Origin of the sequence: Streptomyces marinisediminis (assembly GCF_026262575.1) — a bacterium.
Lineage (GTDB): Bacteria > Actinomycetota > Actinomycetes > Streptomycetales > Streptomycetaceae > Streptomyces > Streptomyces marinisediminis.
This window is the reverse complement of sequence record NZ_JAPKFL010000042.1, coordinates 1-26,815: the sequence shown is the minus strand read 5'-3', so window position 1 is coordinate 26,815 and position 26,815 is coordinate 1. Positions and strand designations below refer to the sequence as shown.

Here is a 26,815-nt window from a genome sequence, read left to right as displayed (position 1 = left end):
CCCGGGGGGGGGGGGGGCGGGGGGGGGGGAGGGGGGGGGGGGGGCCCGGGGGGGGGGGGGCCGCCCCGCCCCCTTTTCCGTCGGGAGCCGGGCGCGGTGCCGGGCGCCGGCCCGCGCCCGGCACCGCGCCCGGCCCGGACCGGCCGGAGCCGTGGGCGCTAGCGGCGGAAGGGCCCCGTCACCTCGTAGGTGATGCCGCCCGAGGAGCTGCCGGAGGTGCCGCGCTGGCTGGAGAAGTACAGGCGGGTGCCGTCGGGGGAGAAGGCGGGGCCGCAGATCTCCGAGCGCGACTGGCCGTCGACCCGCAGGAACGGGGCGACGATCTCGTCCGGGGTGATCACGCAGATCTCCATGTTGCCGCCGTCCTCGGCGACGAAGAGGTCCCCGGAGGAGGCGCCGGTGATGTTGTCCACGCCCCGCAGCGGTGCCGTGCCGCTGACCAGCGAGTCGTCGTAGGCGAGTTCGTAGGTGCTCGCGGCCAGGTTGAGCCGCCAGACCCGGTTGTCGCCCTTCGTGGTGAACCACACGACACCGGCCGCGTAGTGGCAGCCCTCGCCGCCGTTGAAGTGCTTGGCGCCGGAGACCTGGTGCCGGGTGGCCGTCGAACCGGCGCCGGGGTCGGGCACGTTCTGCCAGCGGAACGACCCGGAGGTGCCGGAGCCGGCGACGAGCACCTGGAGGGTCCCGGAGGACAGGTCGCCCCAGGTGTCGGGCACGAAGCGGTAGAAGCAGCCGTCGCTGACGTCCTCGGTCAGATAGACCACCTCGCGCTGCGGGTCGGCGGCGGCGGCCTCGTGCTTGAAGCGCCCCATGGCCGAGCGGCGCGAGGCGCCGTCCACGCCGTAGGGGTCCGTCTCGTAGACGTAGCCGCGGTCGACCTCCTCGCAGGAGAGCCAGGTGTTCCACGGCGTCGCGCCGCCCGCGCAGTTCTGCCGCGTCCCGGAGAGGATGCGGTACGCGCCGGTGACGGCGCCCGAGGAGTTGAAGCGCACCGCGCCCGCCCCCCCGCCGGGGTTGACCTCGGAGTTGGAGACGTAGATCCAGCCGCTGCCCGAGGGGAAGCAGGCACCCCCGTCGGGCGCGGGGTGCCAGGTGTAGGACGTGCCCGCGACCCGCTGGCCGGAGCGGGCGACGACCCGGCTGCGGAAGCCGGAGGGCAGGCGGATGCCGTTGGCGTCGGCGGAGCCGAGCGCCCCGTACGGGCTGGGTCCGGGCTGGGCCGGGGCCGCGTACGCGGCGCCGGGCATGAGGGTGAAGCCGAAGGCGGCGGCTGAACCGCCCACCACGGTTCCGCGCAGGAAGGAGCGACGTTCCACGGTCACCTCACGGGAGTCGTCGAAGCCCCGGCGCCGGGGCGGTGCCGGGTGCAGCGCGGCGGACGCTAACGACGCCGGGTGACACGGGCGGCACGGCCGGGCCAACGCCAGGAACCGGCCGTGCCAACGAACGGCACGACCGGTTCCGGAAACTGGGGCTCGTCGCCTCAGAGGGAGACGCCCTTGGCGCGGAGGTAGGCCAGCGGGTCGACGTCCGAGCCGTAGCCGGCACCCGTGCGGATCTCGAAGTGCAGGTGCGGCCCGGTGCTGTTGCCGGTCGAGCCGACGAGGCCGATCTGCGTCCCGCCGCTCACGGACTGGCCCGCGGAGACGGAGATCGAGGACAGGTGGGCGTACTGGCTGTAGCGGCCGTCGGCGTGCTTGATGACGACCTGGTTGCCGTACGAGCCGCCCCAGCCGGCGGAGACGACGGTGCCGGAGCCGACCGAACGCACGGTGGTGCCGGACGGCGCGGCGAAGTCGACGCCGGTGTGGTAGCCGCTGGACCAGGAGGACCCGGTGGCGCGGTACGGGGTGCTGGTGGCCGCCTGGACCGGGCTGACCCAGCCGGAGGCCGCGGGCGCCTTAGCGGGCTGCTCGCTCTTGGGCTCGGGCGCGTTGCGCTCCTTCGCCGGAGCGGGCTTCTCGGCGGGCTTCTCCGCCTTGGGCTCCGGCTTGGGCTCCGCCTTCTTCTCGGCGGGCTTCTCGGCGGGCTTGTCGGCCTTGGGCTCCGCCTTCTTCTCGGCGGGCTTGTCGGCCTTGGGCTCCGCCTTCTTCTCGGCGGGCTTGTCGGCCTTCGGCTCCGCCTTCCGCTCCGCGGACCGGTCGGCCTCGGAGCGCTCGGCGGCCTGGCGCACGTCCAGGCTCAGACGCTGGCCGGGGAAGATCAGGTCCGGGTCGCCGCCGACGACGCCGCGGTTGGCCTCGTAGACGGCCTGCCAGCCGCCGTCGACGTGCTTGACGGTGGCGATGCCGTAGAGGGTGTCACCGCTGACGACGGTGTAGTCCTCCTGGGCGGCCCGGGAGGTCTTCTCGGCGGGCTTGTCGGCGGACTTGCCGGCCTTGGGCTCCGGCTTGGGCTCCGCCTTCTTCTCGGCGGGCTTCTCCGCGGCCTTGTCGGCCTTCGGCTCGGCCTGCTTGGCGGGGGCCTTCCGCTCGGTGCCGGCCGTGCTCTCCTCCGCGCCGCCGTTCACGTCGATCTGCGGGGCGGGGCCGCCCTTGCTCAGTCCGGCGCGGGGACCGCACACGGGCCAGGCACCGGGGCCCTGGAGCTCCAGCAGGCGCTCGGCGGCGGCTATCTGCTGGTCCTTGGTGGCCAGGTCGGCGCGCGCGGCGTAGGCGGTGCCGCCCGCGGCCTCCCAGGAGGACTGCTGGAACTGCAGCCCGCCGAAGAAGCCGTTGCCGGTGTTGATGGCCCAGTCGCCGCTGCTCTCGCACTCGGCGACCTTGTCCCACACCGAGACGTCGGCGGCGTTGGCGGTGCCCGCGGCGAGCGGGACGGCGACGCCGCCGGCCGCGGCGACGATGGACACGCGGGCGACGTGACGGGTGATCAGTTTGCGCGGGCGGCGGTGGCGACCACGAGACATAGGTGTGTCCTCTCCTACGCCTGCGAGGTGAGCTGTCGGATTCGGACCGGAGAAGCCCGGCCACGTCCTGGCACGCCGCGCGTGCCGGGGCGTGGCTTCACCCCTAGCCGTACCGGTACGGATACACGGCACGGCACTTACCTGGTTCCCCCGCTCCTGCCGCACTGGACTGCTGGTCTCGTCCCCCAGCCGGGCGGCAGGATTCGGCGTCCCGGTGGTGGGGCCTCCGCATCCGATGCGGTGGCGGAGGAACCGTAGGCACAAGCGTTTGCACGAAACAAGGAGCGGGAACGAGGCCGGGCCGGAAGCCGCCCGGCGGGGCCCGCGCTCCGGCCACGGTGTGCACCGGGGTCGATTCCGAGCGTAAGGAGCCGGATCTTGCGGTATGTCCGAAAACCACGTTTGAGCAGGGAAATTGACACTGCGGTGACAAAACACCCCTGCGGTGCAATTGCACCGCAGGGGGTTGCTGTGAGCCCTGTCACGAGGGTGTTCCCTGACGGGAATTCAGCCGCCCAATGTAGAGGTGTGTTGGGCTTAGGGGTAGTTGTCCGTTTCGGAGGTATCCGAGGTGAATTCCTCCGTGTTGCTCCGGCCCGGCGACGGAGCCCTCACCGCCCCCGGGCGACGTCGGCCCCGGCTCGCCCGGGGGCGGCCGTGAGCCGCACCGGGAGGACGGGCACGCTGTTGCCGACGAAGCTGCCGCGCCGGGGCAGGTCCGCCTCGTCCACCGCGACGCGCAGCCCGGGGAAGCGCGTGAACAGGGCCTCCAGCGCGATCCCGGCCTCCATCCGGGCCAGCGGCGCGCCGATGCAGAAGTGGGCGCCGTGCCCGAAGCCCAGGTGCCGGGCGCCGGAGCGGGTGACGTCGAAGCGGTCGGCGTCGGGGCCGTGGGTGCGCGGGTCCCGCCCGGCACCGGAGTACCCGGCCAGCACCGGGGTGCCGCGCGGGATGACCGTGCCGTCGACGGTGAGGTCGCGGGTGGGGTAGCGGAAGGGGAAGTAGCTGACGGGGCTGTCCCAGCGCAGGGTCTCCTCGACCACGTCCGCCCAGCTCGCCCGCCCCTGTCGCACCAGCGCGAGCTGCTCGGGGTGCGCGCACAGGGCGCGGACCGCGTTGGTGATGAGGTTCAGCGTCGTCTCGTGCCCGGCGATCACCATGAGCAGCAGGGTGCCGATGAGCTCGGGCGGGCTGAGCCGGTCGCCGTCCTCCTCCTGCGCCGCGATCAGCGCGCTGGTCAGGTCGTCCCCGGGGTCGGCCGTGCGGACCTGCGCCACCTCGGTCAGAAGCTGGATCATCTCCTGGTTGGCGGCCACCACCTCGGCCGGTTCCAGGCTGGTGGAGACCACGCGGTTGGACAGCGCGTGCAGCCGCCCGCCGCGTTCGGCGTCCACGCCCAGCAGCTCGCAGATCACCCCCATGGGCAGCGGCATCGCGAAGTGGCGGCGCAGGTCGGCGGTGCCGTCCGCGCTCTCCCGCGCGGCCCGCTCCAGGTCGTCCAGGAAGGCGGCGGCCAGCTCGTGCACGCGCGGGCGCAGCGCCTCCACCCGGCGGCTGGTGAACGCCCGGCTGACCAGGGAGCGCAGGCGGCGGTGGTCGGCGCCGTCGGCGGTCGTCATCGACCGCACGGTGGCGAAGGTGCGCAGCGGCCAGCCCTCGGGTATCTCGCCGCGCTGGAGCGCCGCGAAGTGGGTGGCGTTCTTGGCCACGTCCGGATGGGAGAGGAACTCCTTCAGCTCCTCGTGGCCGAGCACCACCATGCCCTCGACGTCGCCGGGCAGCACCACGGAGGCGACGGCGCCGCGGGCGAGCATGCGCGCGTTGGCGGCGTGCGGGCAGCCGCCCAGGGCGTCCATGCGGTGCGGGGCGGGCTGCTGGGCCTGGGTCATCTTCGCTCTCCTTGCTGGGGGAGTGTCCGCTGGGTGGGCAGGGCGCCCGGTGGGGCGGGGCGCGGTGCGGGCGGGGGGTGCGGGGCCGAAGCGTGCGGGGCGGGCGCCTGGGGGGCGGGTGCCTGCGGGGCCGGGGCGGAGGGGAGCTGGGGGTCGGCGAAGCGGACGGGCAGGGCGGCCAGCCCCTTGGACCAGGGCGACTTCACCCACGCCAGCTCCTCCTCCCGCACGGCCAGCTCCATGTCCGGCAGCCGGTGGCTGATGGTGTCCACGGCGGTGCGGGCGATGAGGCGGGCCGGGTCCTGCGCGGGGCACGCGTGCGGCCCGGCGCCGAAGGCGAGGTGGGAGCGGTTGCCCACCACCGGGCGCCCGGTGGCCGGCAGGACCCGCGGGTCCTGGTTCGCCGCCGCCAGGCCCAGGATGAGCATGTCGCCCGCGCGGATGTCCTGGCCGCCGAAGCGCAGGTCGCGGGTGGCGTAGCGGGCGGGGAAGTTCTGGGTGGGCGGGAAGCGCCACAGCACCAGGTCGAGGGCGTCGTCCACGGTCAGGTGGCCGCCGGCCAGCGAGGAGCGGAAGGCCGGGTCGGTGAGCAGGATGCGCAGCGTGGTGGCGATCCAGTTCACGGTCGTCTGGTTGCCGGCCACGAACATGACGACGAGGTTGTGCAGCACCTCCTCGTCGCTCAGCCGCGCGGGGTGGTGCAGCAGCGCGGAGGTCACGTCGTTGCCCGGCGCGCGGCGCTTGTCCTCGATCAGCCGCCCGAGGATCTCGGCCATGCGGCGGCTGGCGTTGGCCGAGTCGGCGTTGGCGACGACCGTCCCGGCGATGGCCTGCACGAGCTGCTGCCCGGCGCGCTCGTCCAGGCCCAGCAGCCGCATGATGACCTCCATCGGCAGCTTGCGGGCGTAGTGCGGTACGAGGTCGGCCGTGCCGCCGGCCGCGAAGGAGGCGATCAGCCGCTCGGCCGCCGCCCGCACGGTGCGGCGCAGCTCGTGCCCGTTGATGCGGGCCAGCGCGTCGGAGACGGCCGCGCGCATCCGGCGGTGCTGCTGGCCGTCGGCGAACAGCAGGGCCGGGCGCCAGCCGACCATGGGCAGGATCGGGGAGTCCGGCGGGACGCGGCCCTCGCGCAGCAGCGTCCAGCGCCGTGGGTCGTGGGAGAAGTCCTGCTCCTCGCGCGTCAGCCGCAGCAGTTCGTGGTGGCCGAGCACCAGCCAGGCGTCGATCCCCGGCGCGACGGACACCGGGGCCACCGGGCCGTGCCGCAGGCGCAGGTCTTCGTACAGGCCGGGCAGGGCGTCGCCGTCGAGCTGGGGTCCGTACAGCGGGGTCGCCGGGCAGCGGGGCGCGCCCGGTCCCGGTGCGGCGTCGGCGTGGGAACGCGTCATGACGGCTCCGCGGTGTCGATGAGGTGGGTGACGAGGGCGATGAGGGCCGTGACGGAGGAGCGGTACTCCCGGGCATCGCACACCACGAGGGGCGTCCGCGGCAACAGGTCGAGCGCCTCGCGCAGACGGGCCTCGCCGTAGCCGGGGCTGTCCGGGAAGGCGTTGACGGCGACGGCGAACGGCAGGTCCATGTCCTCCAGTTGCCCGATGGCGTCGAAGGAGGCGGCCAGGTCGCGGGTGTCGACCAGGGCGAGGGCGCCCAGCGCGCCGCGCGCCAGCTCCCGCCAGGCCGGCAGGAAGCGCTGCTGGCCCGGCGTGCCGAACAGGTACAGCACCAGCTCGCCGTCCAGCGTCATGCGGCCGAAGTCCAGGGCCACCGTCGTGGTGGTCTTCGTGCGCTCGCCGCCGTGGTCCACCCGGGCGCCGGCCTGGCTCATCACCGCCTCGGTGGACAGCGGCCTGATCTCCGAGACCGTCTTGATCAGTGTCGTCTTGCCCACCCCGAGCGGCCCGACGACCAGGAGCTTGGCCGCCCCCGAGACGGTGGGACGCACGTACTGCGGTGGGGGCGGCGACGGGTCACAGGCGGCTTTCGAGGCCATGGAGGACCTTTCTGAGCATGGTCACATCGGCGCGTTCGGCGGCCGGGACGGGCGGACGGGCCACGAGGAGGCCCCGTTCGATGAGGTCGGCGAGCAGCACCTGCACCACGGACGGCGGCTGGCCCAGGTGCGCGGCGATCTCGGCGACCGACAGCAGGCCCTGGCACAGCTCCAGGATGCGCCGGTGCTCGGGCTGGAGGCCCGCCGATCCGGCGGTCGCGGCGGCGTCCGCCGCGCGCACCAGCGTCTCCCAGGGGAGCGTCGCGGCGGGGCCGCCCGACCGGCCGCCGGTGATGACGTAGGGGCGGACGGCCGGCGTCGTCCGCTCCTCCCAGTCGCCCGTCATGGCGACGGGCTCACCGCGTCCCTGGCCGGACTGCTCAGGTGCGCGCCGATCTTGGCGACGAGCAACTGCATCTGCTGCGCGACGAGGCCCACGTCGGCCTCCAGGTCGGTGGCCACGCCCAGGTGCGCGCCGACGCCCGCCGCGGTGAACAGCACGAACCCGTGCTCGGACTCCAGCATGAGCTGCCGCACGCCCGCCCCGCCGCCGAACAGCAGGGCCGCGGTCGACCGGCCGGTCATCGTCATCGCCGCGCAGGCGGCGGCCAGCGACTCGGCCTCGTCCCGGTTCAGTTGCTCGCCGGTGCCGCTGAGGTGCTCGGCGGACGCGTGGCCCAGGTGCAGCCCGTCCTCGGAGACGACGACGGCGTGCCGTACTCCGGGGATCTCCGTCAGCGGGCGCAGCATCCAGCCCAGGTCGGGGAGTCTGGCTATCGTGCCGGTCACGCCCGGCCTCCTTCGTGGTCGTCGGGTCGCTGGGGCGGTGCCGGGGACGCGGGCCGCGAGGGGAGCGGCTCCGGCGCCGGGGCGTCCGCCGTGGGGGAAGTGTCGAAACCGCCGTCCCCGGTGGCCTCGGCCCGTCCGCGCCGGGAGCCGGTGACGACGCTGGCCACCGAGGCCCGGGCGGCCTCCGGGGACCAGGCGGGCCGGGGCGGCGCGGCGTCCGGCAGCGGCCGGGCGGCCGGGCCTGGCGGAGCCGGTGCGTCGTGCCACGGGTGGCCGGTGGCGGGCGGCGGCGTCGCCCGGCCCGGCGCGGACGGCTGCCCCGGGGGGAGCACGCGCTCGGGGGCGGACGGCCGTGCGGGGACGGGCGCGCCCCCCGGCGGCGCCGGCGCGTCGCCGTAGCCCAGCAGCGGGTCGACGGCGCGGCGGCGGTTGCGGCGCCGGGGGAGGGGCGGCGGAAGCGCGCCCGCGGCGGACGGCTCCGCGGCCTGCGCGGGCGCGGCGGGCCGCACCGGCGCGGGCTCGGCGGGCGGCCGCGCGAGGGGCGGCCGCGCGGCGGGCGGCGTGGCCGGGGCCGCCTCGGGCGGCGGCGCGGGGTAGGCGTGGGCGGCGGCCGGGCGCCCGGCGGTCTCCGGGAGCGGCTCGGTCAGCAGGCGGTGCGGGACGAACACCACCGCGCGGGTGCCGCCGTAGGCGGACGCGCCGGTGAGGTCGACGTTGAAGCCCAGCTCCCGCGCCCAGCGCCCCACACAGGCCAGCCCCAGCCGGGGGACGGCCCCGAGCCGGGCGAGGTCGAGGTCGTCGCGGAGCTGGCCCACCGCCTGCTGGAGCACGTCCGGCGGCATGCCCAGGCCCGCGTCGTCGATCTCCAGCACCGCGCCCGCGCCCACCTCGCGTACCGTCACCACGACCTGCGTGCGCGAGGGCGAGAACACCGTGGCGTTCTCCAGCAGTTCGGCCACGGCGTGCATCAGGCCCTCCACGGCGGGCGGCACCACGTACAGGCTCTGCCCGCCGTGCACCTCCACGCGCGCGAACTCCACGATCCGTGACTGGGCGCCGCGCACGCAGTCGTACAGCGTCACGGGCCGGGTCTCCCGGCGGGCGGGCCAGATGCCGCACATCACCAGCAGGGTCTGGGCCTTGCGGGTCATCTGCGCCGCGGCGTGGTCGGCCTTCATCACCTCCGACATCAGCCGCGGGTCGCTGACGAGCTGCTCGACGTGGTCGAGCACCTGCTGCTGGACGGTGGCCATCGCGTGCATCGTGCGGGCCACGGACTCGAAGGCCGCCTGCACCGAGTCGCGGAGCGTGCGCTCGCGACGGACCGCCTCGTCCGAGCCGAGCCCGGTGACCACGGCGGCCAGCGCGCGGGCGAACTCCTCGCCGGTGACGGCGGGCGGGGCCACCGGGCCCGGCACGCCGTCCAGCCGCTCGCCGTTGCGCACGCGCTCGGCGATGGCCGGCATCCGCACCCGGGCCAGGTGCGCCAGCTCCGCGCCGCGCGCCCCGGCCGTCTCCTCGGCCCGGCGCAGCGCCGCCCGCGTCCCCGCGAGCGTCGCGCGCAGCCGCAGCGCGGCCGCCACCCCGCACACCGCCGTCACCGCCAGCGCCGCCGCCGCGCCCCTGACCCACACCGGCGCGGGCACGAACGCCGCCGCCGCGGCACAGCCCAGCACCACGGCCGCCGTGACGGCCCACCACGCGTCCCGGCGCTGCCGCCGCCTGCGGCGGCTCCCCCGTTGTTCTCCTGGCCGCTTCAGCATGGAGACCACAAACCCACTGCCCCTCCGTCGGACGCGTGTCGGCACCCGGCAATGATCGAATTCGGTCCGATCCTACGAGTAACTTGCCACAAGCGTGTCGGAGTTCCGGCAGAGCGGGGTCCCGCGAGCACGCGTGCGGGCGCGGGGGCGCCGCCCCGGTGCGACCCGGGGCGGCGCCCCCGCGCCCGTGCGGCGACGGCGGGTGAACGCTCCTCAGCGCGCCGGTTCCGCGCGCCACCTGCCCTCCGCGGCGACGTCCGCCACGTAGGCGTCGAAGGTGCGCGGCGCGCGGCCGAGCACCTCGCGCACGCCCTCGGAGAGATAGGCCACCTCGTGCGCGGCGACGCGTTCGAGCAGCTCGGTGACGGTCCGCGCCAGCGCCTCCGGCACCCCGTGCGCCGAGAGCGCGGCGGTGTAGGACCCGGCGGGCACCGGGACGTAGCGCAGCTCGCGGCCGGCCGCCGCCGCGACGCGCGCCGTCGCCTCGCCGAAGCTCAGCACCTCGGGGCCGCTCAGGTCGTAGACGCGGCCCAGGTGGCGGTCGTCGCCCAGGGCGGCCACCGCCGCGTCGGCGACGTCCTCCGCGTCCACGAACGCCTCGCCGCCGTCGCCCGCGGGCAGCGCCAGCTCGCCGGCGCGCAGCGGCGGCAGGAGCAGCCCGCCCTCGCCGAAGTTCTGCATGAACCAGCTCGCGCGCAGGATCGTCCAGCCCACGCCGCCCCGGCGGACGGCCTCCTCGGCCGCCCGCGTCGCGCGCTGGGTGGGGCGGCGCTCGTCGCGGCCCCGGGCGGAGAGCAGCACCACCCGCCGCACCCCGGCCTCCTCGGCCGCCCGCACCACGCCGTCCAGCGCCTCGGCCGCCCGCGGCGCGCCGATGTCGGGCGCGTAGGCCAGGTAGGCGGCGTCCACCCCGGCCAGGGCGGGGCGCCAGGTGGCCGGGTCCTCCCAGTCGAAGCGCGGGCTGCCCGAGCGCGAGCCGATCCGCACCGGTACCCCGGCCTCGGCCAGCCGCCGCGCCACCCGGCTGCCCGTCTTGCCCGTGCCGCCCGCCACGAGGGTCAGTCCGCGCGGGCTTTGCTGTGTCCGTTCGTCGTCCATGACCCCGAGTCAACCGGCGGGCGGCCGGCGCGACCATGGGCGTCCGGAGCGCGCGCATACGCGGGCGTCTACCCTGGCGGCGTGGACGTCCTCGCGGAGCTCCTGGACGGAACGCGGGCCAGGGGCGGCCTCTTCCACCAGACGGTGGTCTCCGCGCCCTGGTCCCTGCGCGTGCAGGACCGGGCGCCGCTCGCCCTGTACACCCTCCTGCGCGGCACCGCCTGGCTGGCGCCGGCCGGCGGGGCCGAACCGGTGCGGCTGGCACCCGGGGACATCGCCGTCGTCCGCGGGCCCGCGCCCTACGTCCTGGCCGACGCACCCGACCGCCCGCCGACGCTGTTCATCCAGCCGGACGACACCTGCACCACCGCCGACGGCGTCCCGGTGTGCGACGCGCTGGCGCTGGGCGTGCGCACCTGGGGCCGCGACCCGGCCGGGGAGACGCTGGTGGCGGGCGGCACCTACCAGCTCGGCGGCGAGGTCAGCGGGCGCCTCCTGGCGGCCCTGCCCCCGGTGCTCGTCCTGCGCGGCGGCGAGCGGGGCCAGCGGCGGCCCGGCGCGCTGCTGCCGCTGCTCGCCGAGGAGATCGTGCGCGACGCCCCCGGCCAGCAGGCCGTCCTGGACCGCCTGCTGGATTTGCTGCTCATCTCCACCCTGCGCGCCTGGTTCGACCGGCCGGACGCCGCCCCGCCCGCCTGGTACCGGGCCCAGGCCGACCCGGTCGTCGGCCCCGCGCTGCGCCTGCTGCACGCCGACCCGGCGCGGCCGTGGACGGTCGGCGCCCTCGCCGCCGCCGTGGGCGTCTCCCGCGCCGCGCTCGCCCGCCGCTTCGGGCGGCTCGTCGGGGAGCCGCCCATGACCTACCTCACCGGCTGGCGCATCGACCTCGCCGCCGACCTGCTGCGCGAGCCCGGGACCACCGTCGCCGCCGTCGCGCGGCGCGTGGGGTACGCCAACGCCTTCGCGCTCAGCGCCGCGTTCAAGCGGGTGCGCGGGGTCAGCCCCAGCGCCCACCGCGCCGCGGCCCGCGCCCCGCACCCCGCCGCCCGGCCCCCGCACCCCGCCGCCCGGCCCCCGGGCCTGGGACCGGCCGCGGCCCCGGCTCCCGCTCCGGCCGCGGCCCGGTGACGCCGGTGGCCGGTACGTACGCGGAGCGCCCCTCCGTCCTGGGCGGGGGCGCCGTGGTGTGGTCCAAGGCGGCGGCGGAGACGCCCGGTACCGGGCTGGTGCTGCCCGACGGGTGCATGGACCTCATCTGGCACGACGGCCTCCTGGTGGCCGGGCCCGACACCCGCGCCCAGACGGGCGTCGAGCGGCCCGGGGACACGTGGACCGGCCTGCGCTTCGCCCCCGGCACCGCCCCGGCCGTGCTGGGCGTGCCCGCCCATGCGCTGCGCGACCAGCGGGTGCCGCTCGACGCGCTGTGGCCCGCCGCCCGGGTGCGGCGGCTGACGGAGTACGTCGCCGGTGCCGCCGACCGGGGCGCCGCGCTGGAGTCGGTGGCCGCGCGCGCCGCCCGGGGCCCTGACCCGCTGCACCGCGCGGTCGCCGCCGCCCTGGCCGCCGGGCGCCCGGTGGCCGACGTCGCCCGGAGCGCCGGGCTCAGCACCCGCCAGCTCCACCGGCGCTCGCTGGACGCCTTCGGCTACGGCCCCAAGACCCTCGCCCGCGTGCTGCGCCTCCAGCGCTCGCTGGCCCTGGCCCGCTCCGGGCTCCCGCCGTCCGCCGTCGCCGCCGAGGCCGGGTACGCCGACCAGGCGCACCTGTCCCGCGAGGTGCGCGCGCTGACCGGCGGCCCGCTCACCCCGCTGCTGCGTCCGGCGCGCTGAGCGGGGCGAACAGGTCGACCGGTGTGCCGTCCGGGTCGGCGACGATGGCGTAGCGCTGCCCCCAGGGCGCGTCCCACGGCTCCTTCACCGCCGGATGCCCCGCCCCGGTGAGCTCCGCGTACACCCGGTCGACCTCCGCCGGGTCCGCGCACCGGAACGCCAGCGAGACCCGGCCCCCGTCCGCCGGCATCTCCCACCCCGGGTGCATCGAGCGGATCACCTCCACGGTGTCCCAGGCCAGCCGCGTCCCGCCGGGACCGGTGGCCTCCACGTGCGGTGCGGTGTCCGCCCCGGCCGGGAAGTGAAGCCCCAGGCGGCGGTAGAACGCGAGCGTGGCGGCCATGTCGGCCGCCACCATGCCGATGAGATCGAATCGAGGTGCCATGCCCGCACGCTAGGCGCCCGCCCGCCGCCGGTCTTGAACGAATCGGACGCCGCGCCCCGCGCCCTGCGGCCCGCCTCACACGTTCGGCCCGCGCGCGCCGGGCGGCGGCTTGCGGGGGCCGCGGCACCGGCGGAGGCTTGAGGCGGACGGGGTGGTGCGCAGTGGGTGGTGCCTGGGACGTGGACGGCGTCGATCTCGCCGGGAGCCTCGACGCGGCGGACGGCTTCGCCACCGCGCCGCACGCCGACGCGACGGCGGGCGTGGGCCTCGGCGGCCCACTGGACCTCGCGCGGGCCGCGACGGTCGTGCTGGACGGGCGCGGCACCGTGCTCGGCTGGAGCCCCGCCGCACGGGAGCTGTTCGGCCACCCGCCCGGTGACCTGCTCGGCGGCCCCGCCACCCGCCTGCTCGCCGACGGGGACGAGCTGCCGCCGACCGGGCCGGACGGCCCCGGCCCCGGCCGGGAGATCGGCGTCCGCCACCGCGACGGGCACGTGGTGCGGGCCGTGGCCGTCCACTGCCCGCTGCCCGGGGCGGCCCCCGGCGGCCCGGCCAGCGTGCTGGTGCTGGCCCGGGCGGACGCGCTGCGGCAGTGGGAGACCCGGCAGGCGGTGCTGCGGGCCCTCCTCACCCAGTCGCCCATCGGCCTGACGATCTACGACACCGCACCCCGGGTGGTGTGGGCGAACGCCACCTGCTCGCGCGAGATGGTCGGCCCCCCGGAGCTCTACGCCGGCCGGTACCCCGACGAGCTGGTCCCCGGCGGCGAGGTCATCTCCCCGGAGCACTCCGCGGACCTGCGCACCCTGGTCCGGCGGGTGCTCGACACCGGGACCCCGGTCATCGACCTGCACTACCGCGGCCGTCCCCCCGAGGACCCCACCCACGACCGCGTCTGGTCCTACTCCTACTACCGCCTCCTGGACGCCCGCGAGCGACCGCTTGGTGTGTGTGAGGAGTCCTTCGACATCACCGAGCGCTACCGCGCCGAGCAGCGCCTGCACCTGCTGGTGAAGGCGGGCGAACGCCTGGGCACCACGCTGGACCTGCACGCGATCGCCGCCGGGCTCGCCGAGGTCGCCGTGCCCCAGGTCGCCGACTTCCTCGCCGTCGACCTGCTGACCGAGGTGCTCGACGGGCGCGAACCCCGGCGCCCGCCGCGCCGGGGCGACGCCCTCACCCGGGTCGTGGCGCGCGGCCCGGAGCCCCCCGCCACCGCGGCGCCCCCGGGCCCGGCCGACCCTCGCACGCTGACCGTCCCGCTGCGCACCCGCGACGCCACCCTCGGCGTCGTCACCCTCGCCCGCGGTCCGGACGCCGACCCGTTCGCCCGGGAGGACGTCGTGCTCGCGGACGAGCTGGTCCGGCGCACCGCGGTGTGCGTCGACAACGCCCGCCGCTTCGTCGGCGAGCACCGCGCCGCCCTCGCCCTCCAGCGCGACCTGCTGCCGGGGCGGCTCCCGCCGCGCTCGGCCGTGGAGACCGCCTACCGCTACCTGCCGGCCGACAGCCGGGTGGGCGTCGGCGGCGACTGGTTCGACGTCATCCCGCTCTCCGGGGCCCGCGTCGGCCTGGTCGTCGGCGACGTGGTCGGGCACGGCCTGCACGCCGCGGCCACCATGGGGCGGCTGCGCACGACCGTGCGCGCGCTCGCCCAGCTCGACCTGTCCCCGGAGGAGCTGCTGACCCGGCTGGACGACCTGGTCGCCCAGACCTTCGACGAGCGGGCCGCCCAGGAGGACGCGGCCCCGGCACCCGCCGAGACGCCGGGCGGCACCTGCCTGTACGGCGTGTACGACCCCGTCACCCGGAGCTGCGTACTCGCCCGGGCCGGGCACCTGCGCCCCGTCATCGTCGCGCCCGACGGCGCCGTCAGCCTCCCCGACCTGCCGTCCGGGCCGCCGCTGGGCACCGGCGGCGTGCCGTTCGAGAGCGCCCGGATCACCCTCCCCGAGGGCAGCCTGCTGGCCCTGTTCACCGACGGACTCGTGGAGGCCCGCGACCTCGACGTGGACGACGGGCTGCGGCGGCTCACCGGCGCCCTGGCCGCGCCCGGGAGGCCGCTGGAGGAGCTCTGCGACGCCATCCTCACCACCCTGCCCTCCCGCTCGGCCGCCGACGACGCCGCCCTGCTCCTGGTCCGCACCCGTGCGCTCGGCCCCGACCACGTCGCCGCCTGGGAGCTGGCCGACCACAGCGCGGGCGTCTCCGAGCTGCGCCGCCGCGTGCGCGAACAACTGCGCGCCTGGGACCTGGAAGCCCACACCTTCACCACCGAGCTCGTCGCCAGCGAGCTGCTCGCCAACGCCCTGCGGCACGCCGGCGGCCGCATCCACCTGCGGCTCATCCGCGACCGCACGCTCATCTGCGAGGTCTTCGACACCAGCCACACCTCCCCGCACGTGCGGCACGCCTCCAGCGACGACGAGGGCGGCCGCGGCCTGTTCCTGGTCTCCCAGACCACCCAGCGCTGGGGCACCCGCTACACCGCCGACGGCAAGGTCATCTGGGCGGAGCAGGCCCTGCTCCCGGGGTGAGGCCGGACGCGGCGCGCGGGTGGGGGCGACGCGGGCGGGGGCGACGCGGGCAGGACGGCCCGCGCGTGCGGCGGGGCCCGGGCGGCGTACCGCGGACGGCGCCCGGCTGGCTACCGTGGGCGTATGACACAGCTCCTGACCGTCCTCACCACCACCGACAGCGCGGAGGCGGCCCGCGCCCTGGCCGCCGGCGCGGTGGAGCGTCGCGTGGCGGCCTGCGCCCAGGTCGCCGGGCCGATCACCTCCGTCTACCGCTGGCAGGGGCGGGTGCGCGAGGACCCCGAGTGGCAGCTCCTGCTCGCGACCACCCGCGAGCGGTACCCGGCCCTGGCGGCGTATCTGCGCGAGGCCCACGCCTACGACGTGCCCGAGATCATCGCCACGCCCGTGGCCGAGGCCGACGCGGACTACGCCCGCTGGGTCGCGGAGGAGACGGAAGGGGCGGGGGAGGCGGACGCGCCGGGGGAGGCGGGGGGCCGGTGAACCCCGCGGCCGGGCCCGGCGCGCGCCTGCCGTTCTTCGTCTACGGCACGCTGCGGCCCGGCGAACGCCACCACGCGTGGACGCTCGCCGGGCGCACCGTGCGCGAGGAGTCCGCGCGGGTCCACGGCCTGGTGCTCTACGAAGGCCCCGGCTACCCGTACGCCGTCGCGGGCCGCGGCACGGTCACCGGAGCGCTGATCGAGCCCGAACCGGCCGCCTACGCCGACGTGTTGCGGCTCCTGGACGAGCTGGAGCGGTACACCCCGGGCGGCGCCGCCAACCTCTACGAGCGCGGACCCGCCACCGTCCACCTCGCCGACGGGGCCACGCGCACGGCCTGGCTCTACACCGCCGCGCCGCCACTGGCCGCCCGCCTGCGCGCCTCGGGCACCGTCGTCCCGGGGGGCGACTGGCCGCGCGGTGCGGGGTAGGCACCGGCGCGCGTCACCACCAGGGCCACGCCAGCGCCTGGACGTTGAGCAGCCGGTCCGTGGTGTTCGGGCCCGGGTCGACGACGACGCCGGGCGTGGCCGCCCGCTTCAGCGCGCGCGCCACCTCCGCCGGCGTCCGGTGGGGCCGCTCGCCCAGCTCCAGCGCCGCCACGCCCGCCACCAGGGCCGCCGACGTCGACGTGCCGGACAGGGTCGCCGTCGCCGCGTCGGAGGTGTGCCAGGCCGCCGTCATGTTCCGGCCGGGGGCGAACAGGTCCACCACCGGGCCGTAGTTGGCCGATCCGGCGCGGACGTCCCGCTCGTCCGTGGCGCTGGCCGTCAGCGCCTCGGCCACCCGCGCCGGGGAGAACGCCGACGCGTCCGTGTTCGAGCCCCCGGCCGCCACGGCCACGGTGAGCCCCTGCTCGACGGCGCCCCGCACCGCCGCGTCCAGCGCCCCGTTCGCGGCGCCGCCCAGGCTCAGGTTGAGCACCGAGGGGCCCTCGGCGTGGGCCGCCGCCCAGTCGATCCCGGCGATGACCCCGGACACCGAGCCGCTGCCGTGGTCGTTGAGCACCCGCACCGCCACGACCTCGGCCGCCTTCGCGACGCCGTACCGCTTCCCGGCGACCAGGCTCGCCAGGTGCGTGCCGTGCCCGTTGCCGTCGTCGGCCGAGCCGTCGCCGTCCACGACGTCCCAGCCGTGCGCGGCCCGGCCGCCGAACTCCGCGTGCGTGACGCGCACTCCGGTGTCCAGCACGTAGGCGGTCACGCCCGCGCCCGCCTTCTGGGGGTAGGCGTAGCGCCCGTCCAGCGGCAGCGCCCGCTGGTCGAGCCGGTCCAGGTGCCAGGGCGCGTCCTGCTGCACCGCCCGGGGCGCGGGCGCCGCGCGCAGGCCCAGCGCGTGCACGGGGGTGTCGGGCACGACGCGCTCCACCCCGGGCCGGGTCCGCAGCTCGGCGGCCTGCGCGGGCGTCGCCCGCACGGCGTAGCCCTCCAGCACGGTGCGGTAGACGTCGGTGACGTCGGCGCCCGTGCCCTCCACCGCGGCCGCGGTGTGCACGGCGTCGTCGTCCATGACCACGACGTAACCGGACTCCGGTGGGCCGTCCAGCGCCGCGGCGGGCACCACGCCCGCCGCGAGCCCGGCCAGGGCCGCCGCCACGACGGCGGCCGAACGTCTGCGTGCCAAGAGGGGCATGGAGGTCTCCTCCGCGGTGGGGACGCGAGCCTGTCGGCCCGAGCGTGCCAGCCCCGACGCCCCCTGCCCAAATGCCGAGCGGCGATAGTGCACGCCTACGCGGCCCCACGCTCCCGGGGTCCCGTGCTTCCGGGCCCACGCCTCAGGGCGGTTTCGTGACCGTGGGGCCGCGGGTGGGATGGCCTTTCTGCGGCCGGTGTGGTCACGGCGGCGGAACCGTCCTGGGCTCACCACCCCGCTTGGTCCTCGGTGAGGAGAAGCCCGCCGCGTGAGCGCCTCTTCGTACGTTCTGTCGAATCCCAGCATCCTTTCGGGTGGTTTACGGGCTCGCCACGGACTACGCGGCAAGGTGCCTGAAGGATTTCCTTGGGGGCCGTGCCCTACGGCCCGGGGAAGGATGGTGCGTATCGATGAGTGCGACACGACGAAGTGTCCTGGGTGCCGCTCTGGCCGCGCCCCTGCTGGCGCAGTTCGCCGAAACGGCGTCCGCGGCGGACGAGAAGTACGGCACGGTCTCGGACGGCTGGGTCGAGGTCCGGTGGTCCGAGACGGTCCAGGCCGAGCTAAATCGGCTGGGAGCGGTGGTCGAGGCCGTGGCCCCGGCCGAGCTGGTCACGTCCGCCGATGGCCCGGCGGTGCGGTTCCCCGTGCGTTCCGGCAAGGGTGACCCCTCGCTGGCGAAGCTGCCGAAGGCCAAGGGCGGCGGCGCTCTCGACGGGGGAGTATCGGTGCGCACCTCGTTGGGCAACGTCCGGCTCACTGGTCTGGAGAGCGCTCTGAAGGACGAGCTGCTGTCCGGGAAGGGGGAGGTCAACGGTTTCACTGTGGAGCACCCCTCGGTCCTGCGGTGCGGCGTGGAGAAGGGGAAGCTGTTCACCGACAAGGTCCCGGTGGGCGAGCCCCTGCAGGTCCGGCTCAGTGAGGTGCCGCTGTACGCCACCCCCGAGATGCTCGAGGCGTACACCGCGACGTACGGCGCGTCCACGTTCAGCGCCGACACGGTGCTGGGGTACGTGACCGTCACCGGCACGTACACACCGCCGAAGCCGTGAGGCAGGGGCCGGCCCGGGCTCGGCCGGCCCGGGCCCGGCCCAGGAGGTCAGGCCGACTCCGTCGAACGGGTCGGCTCTGCCGGCCGGGCGGGGCCGGGGAGAGTGCCGCCGAAGCGGCGCTGGCGGCCGGCGTAGACCGTGACCGCTTCCCGTAGCTGATCCAGGCCGAAGGCTGGCCAGGGAGTCGGGTCGAAGACCATCTCGGCGTAGACCAGGTGCCAGGGGAGGAAGTTGCTGGTCCGCTGTTCACCGGAGGTGCGGATCAGGAGGTCGACGTCCGGGAGGCCGGGTACGTACAGGTGCCGCTCCAGGTCGGCGGGGCCGATGTCCTCGGGCCGGATCGCTCCGGTGAGCGCTTCGGCGGCCAGCGCGCGGGCGGCGCCGACGAGTTCCTCGCGCCCGCCGTAGTCGACGCAGACAGTCAGCGACAGCCCCTCGTTGTTCGACGTCATGCTCTCCACCAGGGTCAGCGCGGAGGCCAGCGACGGGTCGATGCGGTCCCGCCGCCCGCACCAGCGCACCCGTACCCCCAGGTCGTGCAGCCACTCCGTGGCCCGGGTGATCGCGTGCCCCATGGACTCGAACAGCGCGTCCAGCTCGTCCTGGGAACGGGCCCAGTTCTCAGTGGAGAACGCGTAGAGCGTCAGGTGCCGTACTCCCAGCCGCAGCGCGGCGTTGACCAGGCGCAGCGCGGACCACTTGCCCGCCTGATGCCCTCGGAAGGCCGGCTGCCCCTGCCCCGAGGCCCACCGTCGGTTACCGTCCATGATGACCGCGACGTGCTCCGGCACCGTGTCCACGCCCACGTGCGGCCGCCTCGGGTGAGGGGCCCCTTCGGTGGTCACCAGCGGCTCAAGGCCCTGAGTGAAGACCTGTGCCTGCCGCAGCGCCGTCTCGTCGAACTGAAGGTGGAGCCCCAGCACCAGCGCGTGCAGGAACGGCTGGTACTCGGGGCCCACCATCTCCGTCACCGGCGCCGCCCGCTCCATCAGGACGTTCCAGCGGCTGAGCTGGGTGCGCACGAGTTCCGCCAGCGCCTCGGGACGTGCACCCCGCCCGAGGTCGCCCACCTCCAGGCCCAGGGCCCGCAGATCCGCGCGCGGCAGGTAACACCGGTCGGCGGCGAGGTCCTCCGGCATGTCCTCGAAGATGTCCACCGCTTGCCCCGCCTCGCCCAGCAGGGAGGCCAGCGCCAGCGCTTCCGGGTCCCTCGTGCCCAGCAGCGGGAACCACAGCTCGGCGGTCGCACCTCCCGATCCCCTCAGATACCGTCGCTGGTCCTGGAACGTCTCGAAGACGGGCGGACTGGCGCAGTCGGCCGCCAGGGTGCCCACGATCTCCTCGATCACCGTACGGTCGAGATCCCACCGCCACACCGTGTCCACGAACGCCCGCAGCATCGGATGCCCGCTCCGCCCCGAACGCAGCCCCTCCCGGGTGGCGGACCACCAGGAGGCGAGCCGTATCTCACGCTCTGCGACGGTACCGTTCCGGTCCGCGATGGAGTCGGTCCACAGCAGAAAGCCGTGAATGGCGTGCAGGTGGGGGCGCACAGCGGTGGGCAGCAGTTCGGTCGCCCGCCACATCGGTGGATGGGACCGCCTGGTCTGTGCCTCGCACAGTTCGTAGGACTCACGCAGCTCGGACGAACCGGTCAGAGCCTCATCACTCATCGTGCACAGACCTCCCCTTCGACCACACCCTCGGCAGCACCCCCGCGTCCCCGGGCAGCGCTGCGGGCAACAGCGCTTCCTCACCGACCGCGGGGGAGAAGCCCCCGTTCACTAACGACACGCCGAACGAACGGTTACGGGCAGCCTCGACGTCGTCTGCCGGCAAACGTGTTGGTGTGCCGACCGAACCGCGTCGTCCAGGCGGGGACCGGCCGCCGGCCGCGCGTCGTGGGCATCCTGCCCCGGGGAGCCGTCGGAGTGGGCTGACCCCCTGGCGGACGGCGGCGCACGGCGGGCGGCCCGGACGCGCGCCACGATCACGGACGGCCCCGCCCGCGCGGAGTCGCCCGGAGCAGGCCGGGCGGAGCGCGGACGGGTGGCGGGGCACCAGCTCGCCGTCCCAGCGCACGGTCACGTCGCCGAGACCGGCGCCGGCGTGGTCCGGCAGGCGCGTCCGCGGCCCGCACGCTTCCCCCCGGGCGTCGCCCGGGACGCTCGTCCGCGTCCGCACACGTCCCCACGCCCACGTCCACACGTCCACACGTTCACACGTCCTCGGCTGCGCGGGCACGGGCCGTGCCCGGGGTGCTCCGGGGCGCGGGTGCGGGCCGCGCCCCGGGGGCCGGGGCCGGTTACCGTCGGGGGTATGCACGGGACGCCGCACTACGACCCCGCCGACTCCGAGCGCTGGGAGCCCGAGCCCGACAAGCGGCCCGGCCGCACCGCCTTCCAGCGCGACCGGGCACGGGTGCTGCACTCGGCCGCGCTGCGCCGGCTGTCGGGCAAGACGCAGGTCGTCACGCCCGGCTCCAGCCCGCACGCCTGGGACGCCACACCCCGCACCCGGCTCACCCACTCCCTGGAGTGCGCCCAGGTCGGCCGCGAGCTGGGCGCCGCGCTGGGCTGCGACCCGGATCTCACCGAGGTCGCCTGCCTCGCCCACGACCTCGGCCACCCGCCCTTCGGCCACAACGGCGAGCAGCTCCTCGCCGAGATCGCCGAGCCGTGCGGCGGCTTCGAGGGCAACGCCCAGTCGCTGCGCCTGCTGGCCCGGCTGGAGCCGAAACGGTTCACCACCGACGGCCGCCCGGTCGGTCTCAACCTCACCCGCGCCGCCCTCGACGCCGCCACCAAGTACCCGTGGCCGCAGGGCGAGCACCCCACCGACCCCGACTCGCCCAAGTTCGGCGTCTACACCGACGACGCCCCCGTGTTCGCCTGGTACCGCTCGGGCGCCCCGGAGCACCGCCGGTGCTTCGAGGCCCAGGTCATGGACTGGGCCGACGACGTGGCCTACTCCGTGCACGACGTCGAGGACGGCCTGCACGCCGGCCACCTCGACCCCAACGTGCTGCTCGCCGAGCCCGAGCGCGGGGAGGTCTTCGCCGTCGCCCTGGAGCGCTACGCCCCGCCCGGCAGCGAGGAGGCCGAACTCGCCGAGGCGCTGGACCGGCTGCTGGACCAGGAGTGGTGGCCGCACGGCTACGACGGCACCGCCACCGCGCAGGCCCGCCTGAAGGACGCCACCAGCGAGCTGATCGGCCGCTTCTGCCTCGCCGCCGAGCACGCCACCCGCGCCGCCCGCGGGCCGGGCCCGCTCACCCGCTACGCCGCCGACCTCGTCGTACCGCGCGACGCCCGGCTGGAGTGCGCCGTGCTGAAGGCCGTCGCCGACCGCTACGTCATGCAGCACCCCGACCAGGAACGGCTGCGCGCCGAGCAGCGCATCGTGCTGGCCGAACTGGCCGAGCTGCTGATCCTGCGCGCCCCCGACGGGCTGGACCCGCAGTTCCGCGCCCTGTACGCCCAGGCGGAGGACGACGCGGGCCGGGTGCGCGCCGTCGTCGACCAGATCGCCTGCCTCACCGACCTCTCCGCCCGCTCGCTGCACGCCCGCCTCACCCGTTCCGCGGCGCTGGTCCAGCCGCTGCCCTGAGTCGCGCCGGGTACGCCCACGCGGGTGAAGGTGCCCTTCCGGCGGACCCGCAGGTCCGCACAACGCGCGTGCGCTCTTCCCGTGATCGCGGTGATGCGGGAGGCTCCCAGGTGAACCTTCCGGACGGCGACCGGAACGGCAGCGAGGAGGCACCCACGTGGTCGACGCACACAAGACGTTCGTCATCATCGGCGGCGGACTGGCCGGGGCGAAGGCCGCCGAGACACTGCGGTCGGAGGGCTTCACCGGCCGCGTGATACTGATCGGCGACGAACGCGACCACCCCTACGAGCGGCCACCGCTCTCCAAGGGCTACCTGGCGGGCACCGAGGAGCGCGGGAAGGTGTTCGTGCACGACGCCGCCTGGTACGCGCGCGCCGAGATCGAGCTGCACCTGGGCCAGCCGGCCGTGCACCTCGACCGCGGCACCCGCTCGGTGCGCCTGGGGGACGGCACGGTGCTGCGCTACGACGCGCTGCTGCTGGCCACCGGCGCCGAACCGCGCCGCCTGGACGTCCCCGGCACCGACCTCGCCGGCGTCCACCACCTGCGCCGCCTCGCCCACGCCGACCAGCTCCGCGGCATGCTGGGCCGCCTCGGCCGCGAGAACGGGCACCTGGTGATCGCCGGCGCGGGCTGGATCGGCCTGGAGGTGGCCGCGGCCGCCCGCGGCTACGGCGCCGAGGTCACCGTCATCGAGCGCGATCCGACGCCGCTGCACCGCGTCCTCGGTCCCGAGCTGGGCGCGCTCTTCGCCGACCTGCACCGTGAGCACGGCGTGCGCATGGCCTTCGGCGCCTCGCTCACCGAGATCGTCGGCGCCGACGGCCAGGTGCTGGCGGTGCGCACCGACGACGGCGAGGAGTACCCGGCCCACGGCGTGCTCGCCGCGATCGGCGCCGCGCCGCGCACCGCGCTGGCCGAGAGCGCCGGCCTGGAGACGGACCCGGTCAGCGGCGGCATCGCGGTCGACGCCGCCCTGCGCACCAGCGACCCCGCGATCCACGCGGCCGGGGACGCCGCCGCGCTCCCGCACCCCGGCCTCGGCCACCGGGTGCGCGTGGAGCACTGGGCGAACGCCCTGCACAGCGGCCCCGCCGCCGCCCGCGCCATGCTGGGCCAGGCCGTCGCCTACGAGCGCGTGCCCTACTTCTTCTCCGACCAGTTCGACGTCGGCCTGGAGTACAGCGGCTGGGCGCCCCCCGGCACCTACGACCAGGTGGTGTGCCGCGGCGACGTGGGCAAGCGCGAGTTCATCGCCTTCTGGCTGCGCGACAACCGCGTGCTGGCCGGGCTGAACGTCAACGTCTGGGACGTGGTCGCGCCGATCCAGGAGCTGATCCGCTCCGGCCGCCCCGTCAGCCCCGACCACCTCGCCGACCCCGGCACGGACCTCACCGCGCTCCCGGAGCCGTGACCCGGCGCCGAGCACCCGCGCCCGCGCCCGCGCACACGGGTGCCGGGTGCACGGGCGCCGGGCGGACAGCACGCGGGGCGCCGGGCGGAGCGCGCGTGCCGCGTCCCGCCCGGCGCCCCGCGCCGTCCCGTCAGGTGCCGGACGTGCCCCAGTCGTCCTCGGTACGCGCGCCCCGCCCGGAGACCGAGCGCATCTTCTCGGTGACCGTGGGCGGCAGGCGGTCCCCGACCCGGTCCGCCACCGCGCCGCAGGCCTTGCCCGCCGCGTCCCGTCCGCTGACCGCCGCGGCCTCGACGGTGTTGCGGACCGCCGGGTTCTCGGTGAACCGCTGCGCGCTCTGGCGCAGCCGCTCGTACCGCTCACGCCCGGCCCTCGCACCGGCCACGTAGCCGACCGCGAGGCCGGTGAGGAACGTCAATCGGTACCGCATGCTCGACAGCCCTTCCGTCGTCTTCCTACGTCCACTGTCCAGGGTGCCCCGATCCCGCGCGGTTACCGATTTCGATCCACGCCCCGGCATGCGCTAATGTATTGCCCGCAGCGAGGGAGCGCCCCCGGGGGACCGGCGGGTGACCCGCGCAGGGCAGTCCCCTGTAGCTCAATTGGCAGAGCAGCCGGCTGTTAACCGGCAGGTTACTGGTTCGAGTCCAGTCGGGGGAGCACATCCACTCGAAGGGGCCCCTCCACGGGGCCCTTTTCGCTGTCCCCGACCGCGGGCGGAACCGTCCGGCGGTGATCGTTGTCTCAGCTCCCGAGGGCCGCGGCCCCGTCCGGGCGGGAGATCGTATAAGGAGCTATGCTGCGGCAGACAGGCGCGCGCGATGTGCGCGACGCGCCGAACGGGGCGGTAGCTCAGCCGGTTAGAGCAGCGGACTCATAATCCGTCGGCCGTGGGTTCGAGTCCCACCCGCCCCACTCCCCCTCCCCGGCTCCGGTGAGGGAGGCGTGCCCGGCCCAACGACCGACGGCCCCCGAGGGCACGGCATCCCCACCGTTCCCCTCTCATTTTTCACGCAGCGTAACGAACCCCCCGTGCCGGCACGGACCCGCTCGACCCGGCGTACGCTGACGGCGACCTCGGCCGCGCTCGCCAGCACTCCCCGCGAACGACCAAGGTAGGCCGCGAGTTCCTCCCGGAGCTCCGGAGCACCGAGGGGATGCCGCCGTGAGCCTGCTCCACTGATCGACTGGCCCACGTGCTCGTAGGCCCGCAGCCATTCGCGCGAGGGGAACAGCGCCGAGCTCGCCGCGTCGACACGGAGGTCGTATCGGACGTCCGGGTTGCCGGCGGGTTCAGTCGCGCCTCCGCTCAGACGCGGCAGGTGCGTCGCCACTCTGGTGCCCGACCCCTGAGCGGCTTGGAGATGGCCTTCGGCGGTCAGCTGCTCGTACGCCTGGACTACGACCCCCCGGGAGACACCAAGGTCCTCCGCGAGTCTGCGGCTCGACGGTAATCGCACCCCTGCGTGCAGCGTGCCATCCTGTATGCGTTCGCGGATGGCCAACTGGATCTGCAGAGTCATGGACAGCCGCGCATTCCTGTCTATGGCGATCGGCAGCATTCTTCCCCCTCGGCGCTGCACTGTCGGCCAGCGCAAGAACTTCCCCTTGACGCCAGGCTCCCCCAGGCGCGACTTCCGGCCGCCGACCTCCCCGGTCGGCGATGACGCTCCCTTCAGCGGAGGAATGGCCCGCTCGCAGGGTCGTGGAATGGACGGGGCCGAGTCACTCGCCGGCTGACACGTCCGGGGCGAAACAGCAGCGAGGGAGCGGCAATGACCGGCCAGGAAGCCACACTCGCCGCAACTGGTAAACAATGGGCCGGTTTTCCTCCGATCCTCACGGACGGCCACGACCTCGCCGAAGCTGTGAACGAGTGGGCCCTGGGCGAGCTGACGGGCCGTACGGCCGGCAATGCCAGGCCGGGCGGCCCGCTGGTCGGCCCGCGGTGCGAAGGAGAGGCTGTCGCGGCGCTCGACCGCCTGGTCCGCCCCATGGACGCACCCGGGGCCGACGTCGGTGTCGACGGACTGCTGCCAGGCATCGGTGGCACTTGTCCGACGGTGCCCTCCCCGGTGCTCGCCCCACCCCCACCCCCTCCCTCGGCACCCGGGCGGTCAGCGCCCGGGCGAGGCCGCGTCTTCCGGCGCCGGGGAGGCGCGGCCGGGCGCCCGGTCCTCCGCCGGGCACACCGTGCCCCGGCCGGCCACAAGGGCGACGATCGCCTGGCCGACCGCAGCGACGCACATCAGCAGAAGCGGGACCCGCCAGCCCGAACTCACGGTGTGGAGCAACCCGAAGATCACCGGGCCAACGGCGGCCAGCAGATATCCGATCGACTGCGCCATCGCCGACAAGGCGCCCGCTCCGGCCGCGTCCTGGGCGCGCAGGCTGAGGAACGCCAGCGCGAGCACGAGGCAGGCTCCGCCGCCCAACCCGAGGACGACACTCCACAGCAGCGCCCATTCCGGCGCCACGAAGAGCCCCAGGTAGCCGAGGAACAGGACCGTCGAGCACATCGTCGCCACCGCACGCTGGTCACGCGCCCACCGCAGTGCGCCGGGCACCGCCAGGCTGGTCAGCACCGCGACCGCTTGGAACAGGAACAGCAGCCATCCCGCCGTGGCCGCACTGATGCCGCTGTCCTGGACGATCTGGGGCAACCACGTCACAACGACGTAGAAGCCCAGCGACTGCAAGCCCATGAAGGCCGTGACCGCCCACGCCAACCCGGACCCCCAGGGCAGCCGGTGTTCGCGAACAGCCGGTCGCGGGGAAGGGGCGGAATGGGGAGTCCGCATCTGAGGAAGCCACAACAGCACGGCCACCAGGGCGATCACCACCCAACCACCCAAAGCGGTGTTCCAGCCGCCGGGAGCGACATCGCTGATCGGCACCGCCACCCCGGACGCCACCGCCGCGACGCCGCCCATCACCGTGGCGTAAGCGCTGGTCAACAACCCCACCCTGGTGGGAAAGTCACGCTTGATGAGGCTCGGTAGCAGTACGTTTCCCACGGCGATGCCCGAACCGATCAGCACGGTGCCCGAGAACAGGCCGACCGCCGACGGCACCCACCGAACCGCGATCCCCAGCGACAGCACCACGAGTGCGACACCGAGCAGCCGCTCGGCTCCCCACCGTGCAGCCAGGCGAGGCACCATCGGGGACAGCGCCGCGAACGCCAGCAACGGCAGGGTGTTCAGCAGGCCGGCCACGGCCGGGGACAAACCCAGGTCGGCCTGTACGCGATCGAGCAACGGCCCGACGCCGGTCAGACTCGCCCGCAGGTTGGCCGCCACCACGAGCAGCCCCCACACCAGCAGCGCCTGACCGGAGCGCCGCGTCGCATTGTTCTCCATGGTGACCATCATGGAGCCGCTGCACGATCAGGGACGAGGCCGTACTCAGGCTAGCCCCCGGAGGGCCACCCTAAG

The 26,815-nt window shown here is 75.5% G+C and carries 22 protein-coding genes, 2 tRNA genes, 1 pseudogene and 1 riboswitch; of the genes and pseudogenes, 10 read left to right on the top strand and 15 right to left on the bottom strand.

The window, feature by feature from the left end:
- Window positions 1–158: 158 nt before the first annotated feature.
- The 9 genes from OSB71_RS23095 to OSB71_RS23055 all read right to left on the bottom strand — a co-directional run bounded on the left by OSB71_RS23095 (window position 159) and on the right by OSB71_RS23055 (window position 10,434).
- Window positions 159–1,316, bottom strand: coding sequence for an alkaline phosphatase PhoX (locus OSB71_RS23095; protein ID WP_265950741.1), 1,158 nt, complete (start codon window positions 1,314–1,316; stop codon window positions 159–161).
- Window positions 1,317–1,483: 167 nt separating this feature from the next.
- Window positions 1,484–2,905: a peptidoglycan DD-metalloendopeptidase family protein gene (locus OSB71_RS23090; protein WP_265950738.1), complete on the bottom strand. Its 1,422-nt coding sequence runs from the start codon at window positions 2,903–2,905 to the stop codon at window positions 1,484–1,486.
- Between the two features lie 2 nt (window positions 2,906–2,907).
- Window positions 2,908–3,086: riboswitch (cyclic di-AMP (ydaO/yuaA leader) on the bottom strand.
- 430 nt (window positions 3,087–3,516) lie between these two features.
- Window positions 3,517–4,794: a cytochrome P450 family protein gene (locus tag OSB71_RS23085; protein WP_265950737.1), complete on the bottom strand. Its 1,278-nt coding sequence runs from the start codon at window positions 4,792–4,794 to the stop codon at window positions 3,517–3,519.
- The gene (locus tag OSB71_RS23080; RefSeq protein WP_265950736.1) at window positions 4,791–6,182 is read right to left on the bottom strand and encodes a cytochrome P450; all 1,392 of its coding nucleotides are present in this window, start codon (window positions 6,180–6,182) and stop codon (window positions 4,791–4,793) included. Before OSB71_RS23080 ends, OSB71_RS23085 begins: the two co-directional genes overlap by 4 nt.
- Window positions 6,179–6,784: a GTP-binding protein gene (locus tag OSB71_RS23075; RefSeq protein ID WP_265950735.1), complete on the bottom strand. Its 606-nt coding sequence runs from the start codon at window positions 6,782–6,784 to the stop codon at window positions 6,179–6,181. The genes OSB71_RS23080 and OSB71_RS23075 overlap by 4 nt, the downstream gene beginning before the upstream one ends.
- Window positions 6,762–7,130, bottom strand: a complete 369-nt coding sequence (locus OSB71_RS23070) for a DUF742 domain-containing protein (RefSeq protein WP_265950734.1) — start codon at window positions 7,128–7,130, stop codon at window positions 6,762–6,764. Before OSB71_RS23070 ends, OSB71_RS23075 begins: the two co-directional genes overlap by 23 nt.
- The gene (locus tag OSB71_RS23065) at window positions 7,127–7,573 is read right to left on the bottom strand and encodes a roadblock/LC7 domain-containing protein (RefSeq protein WP_265950733.1); all 447 of its coding nucleotides are present in this window, start codon (window positions 7,571–7,573) and stop codon (window positions 7,127–7,129) included. Before OSB71_RS23065 ends, OSB71_RS23070 begins: the two co-directional genes overlap by 4 nt.
- Window positions 7,570–9,336 carry an ATP-binding protein gene (locus OSB71_RS23060; protein WP_323055339.1) on the bottom strand — a complete coding sequence of 589 codons (1,767 nt, stop codon included), beginning with the start codon at window positions 9,334–9,336 and terminating at the stop codon, window positions 7,570–7,572. The genes OSB71_RS23065 and OSB71_RS23060 overlap by 4 nt, the downstream gene beginning before the upstream one ends.
- Before the next feature lie 213 nt (window positions 9,337–9,549).
- Window positions 9,550–10,434, bottom strand: coding sequence for an NAD(P)H-binding protein (locus tag OSB71_RS23055; protein ID WP_265950732.1), 885 nt, complete (start codon window positions 10,432–10,434; stop codon window positions 9,550–9,552).
- 81 nt (window positions 10,435–10,515) lie between these two features.
- Here OSB71_RS23055 and OSB71_RS23050 point away from each other — a divergent pair, with 81 nt between their 5' ends.
- Together OSB71_RS23050 and OSB71_RS23045 are read left to right on the top strand one after the other, a co-directional pair.
- A complete protein-coding gene (locus tag OSB71_RS23050) occupies window positions 10,516–11,562 on the top strand; it encodes an AraC family transcriptional regulator (RefSeq protein WP_265950731.1) in 1,047 nt (348 codons plus the stop codon).
- 5 nt (window positions 11,563–11,567) lie between these two features.
- Window positions 11,568–12,263: a helix-turn-helix transcriptional regulator gene (locus tag OSB71_RS23045; RefSeq protein WP_265950730.1), complete on the top strand. Its 696-nt coding sequence runs from the start codon at window positions 11,568–11,570 to the stop codon at window positions 12,261–12,263.
- On the opposite strand, the gene OSB71_RS23040 is transcribed toward OSB71_RS23045, so the two are convergent.
- Window positions 12,235–12,648, bottom strand: a complete 414-nt coding sequence (locus OSB71_RS23040) for a VOC family protein (RefSeq protein WP_265950729.1) — start codon at window positions 12,646–12,648, stop codon at window positions 12,235–12,237. The two genes, OSB71_RS23045 and OSB71_RS23040, sit on opposite strands and share 29 nt — an antisense overlap.
- Window positions 12,649–12,809: 161 nt before the next feature.
- On the opposite strand from OSB71_RS23040, the gene OSB71_RS23035 reads away from it, so the two are divergent.
- From OSB71_RS23035 to OSB71_RS23025, 3 genes are all read left to right on the top strand, one after another.
- Window positions 12,810–15,185, top strand: a complete 2,376-nt coding sequence (locus OSB71_RS23035; RefSeq protein WP_323055338.1) for a SpoIIE family protein phosphatase — start codon at window positions 12,810–12,812, stop codon at window positions 15,183–15,185.
- A gap of 123 nt (window positions 15,186–15,308) precedes the next feature.
- Window positions 15,309–15,668 carry a divalent-cation tolerance protein CutA gene (gene cutA / locus OSB71_RS23030; RefSeq protein WP_265950728.1) on the top strand — a complete coding sequence of 120 codons (360 nt, stop codon included), beginning with the start codon at window positions 15,309–15,311 and terminating at the stop codon, window positions 15,666–15,668.
- Window positions 15,665–16,099: a gamma-glutamylcyclotransferase family protein gene (locus OSB71_RS23025; RefSeq protein ID WP_265950727.1), complete on the top strand. Its 435-nt coding sequence runs from the start codon at window positions 15,665–15,667 to the stop codon at window positions 16,097–16,099. The genes cutA and OSB71_RS23025 overlap by 4 nt, the downstream gene beginning before the upstream one ends.
- A 13-nt stretch (window positions 16,100–16,112) precedes the next feature.
- Here OSB71_RS23025 and OSB71_RS23020 read toward each other — a convergent pair whose 3' ends face one another.
- On the bottom strand, window positions 16,113–17,300 hold the full coding sequence (locus OSB71_RS23020; protein ID WP_265950726.1) for a S8 family peptidase: 1,188 nt from the start codon (window positions 17,298–17,300) through the stop codon (window positions 16,113–16,115).
- A 410-nt stretch (window positions 17,301–17,710) separates the two neighbouring features.
- On the opposite strand from OSB71_RS23020, the gene OSB71_RS23015 reads away from it, so the two are divergent.
- Complete coding sequence (locus OSB71_RS23015; protein ID WP_265950725.1) at window positions 17,711–18,352, top strand: hypothetical protein; 642 nt, start codon at window positions 17,711–17,713, stop codon at window positions 18,350–18,352.
- Between the two features lie 47 nt (window positions 18,353–18,399).
- On the opposite strand, the gene uppS is transcribed toward OSB71_RS23015, so the two are convergent.
- On the bottom strand, window positions 18,400–20,025 hold the full coding sequence (gene uppS / locus OSB71_RS23010) for a polyprenyl diphosphate synthase (protein WP_265950724.1): 1,626 nt from the start codon (window positions 20,023–20,025) through the stop codon (window positions 18,400–18,402).
- 646 nt (window positions 20,026–20,671) lie between these two features.
- Between uppS and OSB71_RS23005 the strand changes: the two genes are divergently transcribed.
- Together OSB71_RS23005 and OSB71_RS23000 are read left to right on the top strand one after the other, a co-directional pair.
- Window positions 20,672–21,961: a deoxyguanosinetriphosphate triphosphohydrolase gene (locus tag OSB71_RS23005; RefSeq protein ID WP_265950723.1), complete on the top strand. Its 1,290-nt coding sequence runs from the start codon at window positions 20,672–20,674 to the stop codon at window positions 21,959–21,961.
- Between the two features lie 157 nt (window positions 21,962–22,118).
- Window positions 22,119–23,378 carry an NAD(P)/FAD-dependent oxidoreductase gene (locus OSB71_RS23000; RefSeq protein WP_265950722.1) on the top strand — a complete coding sequence of 420 codons (1,260 nt, stop codon included), beginning with the start codon at window positions 22,119–22,121 and terminating at the stop codon, window positions 23,376–23,378.
- 130 nt (window positions 23,379–23,508) lie between these two features.
- Here the strand turns inward: OSB71_RS23000 and OSB71_RS22995 are convergent, their stop codons facing one another.
- A complete protein-coding gene (locus OSB71_RS22995; RefSeq protein WP_265950721.1) occupies window positions 23,509–23,808 on the bottom strand; it encodes a YtxH domain-containing protein in 300 nt (99 codons plus the stop codon).
- Window positions 23,809–23,965: 157 nt separating this feature from the next.
- Between OSB71_RS22995 and OSB71_RS22990 the strand changes: the two genes are divergently transcribed.
- Together OSB71_RS22990 and OSB71_RS22985 are read left to right on the top strand one after the other, a co-directional pair.
- A tRNA-Asn gene (locus tag OSB71_RS22990) sits at window positions 23,966–24,038 on the top strand.
- Window positions 24,039–24,219: 181 nt separating this feature from the next.
- A tRNA-Ile gene (locus OSB71_RS22985) sits at window positions 24,220–24,293 on the top strand.
- Between the two features lie 428 nt (window positions 24,294–24,721).
- On the opposite strand, the pseudogene OSB71_RS22980 reads toward OSB71_RS22985, so the two are convergent.
- Together OSB71_RS22980 and OSB71_RS22975 are read right to left on the bottom strand one after the other, a co-directional pair.
- A pseudogene (locus tag OSB71_RS22980) lies at window positions 24,722–24,901 on the bottom strand (GntR family transcriptional regulator); the annotation flags it as partial.
- A 594-nt stretch (window positions 24,902–25,495) separates the two neighbouring features.
- Window positions 25,496–26,740 (bottom strand): MFS transporter, encoded by a 1,245-nt coding sequence (locus OSB71_RS22975; RefSeq protein WP_265950720.1) that lies wholly within the window; start codon window positions 26,738–26,740, stop codon window positions 25,496–25,498.
- Between the last annotated feature and the right edge of the window lie 75 nt (window positions 26,741–26,815).